Annotated in this window: 1 protein-coding gene; it reads left to right on the top strand. The window is 67.1% G+C overall.

Going from position 1 to position 1,284, the window contains the following annotated elements:
* Positions 1–1,284 (top strand): amino acid adenylation domain-containing protein (locus RJ1_RS44950; RefSeq protein ID WP_143169621.1); only part of this gene is annotated, 1,284 nt, incomplete at both ends.

The raw sequence follows: 1,284 nt of genomic DNA, 5'->3' as shown, positions 1-1,284 counted from the left end.
TTGACGTCGGTGGTGGGTGAGGTGTCGGGTCCGGAGGTGGCGTTGCCGGGGTTGTTGGCGGCGGCGGTGGTTGCGGATCCGGGTGCGGTTGCGGTGGTGTGTGGGGGTCGTTCGCTGACGTATCGGGAGTTGGATGAGGCGTCGAATCGGTTGGCGCGGGTGTTGTTGGCGGCGGGGGTGGGTGCGGAGTCGGTGGTGGCTGTGGCGGTGGCGCGGTCGGTCGAGTCGGTGGTGTCGGTGTGGGCGGTGGCGAAGACGGGGGCGGCGTTTTTGCCGGTGGATCCGCAGTATCCGGCGGGTCGTGTGGAGCACATGTTGGTGGATTCGGGTGTGGTTGTGGGGGTGACGCTCTCGCAGTTTCGGGATCGGTTGCCGGGTTCGGTGCGGTGGGTTGTGCTCGACGATGCGGTGACGGTGTCGCGGTTGTTGTCGGTGTCGGCGGGGGTGGTGTCGGATGTGGATCGGGGTGCGTCGGTGCGGGTGGGTCAGGCGGCGTATGTGATTTATACGTCGGGGTCGACGGGTCTGCCGAAGGGTGTGGTGGTCACGCATCGGGGGCTGGCGAATGTGGTGGCGGAGCAGCGTTCGCGTTTCGGGGTGGGTGTGGGTGCGCGGGTGTTGCAGTGTGCGTCGCCGAGTTTCGATGCGTCGGTGTTCGAGTTGGTGTGGGCGGTGGGGTTGGGTGGCCGGTTGGTGGTGGTTCCGCCGACGGTGTATGGCGGGGAGGAGTTGGCGCGGATCCTGGTCGGTGAGGGTGTCACTCATGCGGTGTTGACGCCGACGGCGTTGTCGTCGGTTGATCCGGCCGGGTTGGGGGCGTTGGGGGCGTTGGTGGTGGCGGGTGAGGCGTGTCCGCCGGAGTTGGTGGCGAGGTGGGCGCCGGGTCGGCGGATGTTCAATGCGTATGGGCCGACGGAGGCGACGATCATGTCGAATGCCAGTGACGTGTTGGTGGTGGGGGAGTCGGTGACGGTGGGTGGTCCGGTTCGGGGGTTCGGTGAGTTGGTGTTGGATGCGCGGTTGCGTCCGGTGCCGTTCGGGGCGGCGGGCGAGTTGTATTTGTCGGGTCCGGGGCTTGCTCGTGGGTATCGGAATCGGGCGGGGTTGACGTCGGGTCGGTTTGTTGCGGATCCGTTCGGGGTTCCGGGGGAGCGGATGTATCGGACGGGGGATGTGGTGCGGTGGCGGGAGCGGCCGGGTGGTGGGCCGGTGCTCGAGTATGTGGGGCGTTCGGATTTTCAGGTGAAGATCCGTGGGTTCCGTGTCGAACTCGGCGAAATCGAA

This window comes from Rhodococcus jostii NBRC 16295, from assembly GCF_001894825.1.
GTDB lineage: Bacteria > Actinomycetota > Actinomycetes > Mycobacteriales > Mycobacteriaceae > Rhodococcus_F > Rhodococcus_F jostii.
Note: the sequence above shows the minus strand (reverse complement) of the source record. Positions and strands in the feature narration are given on the sequence as shown.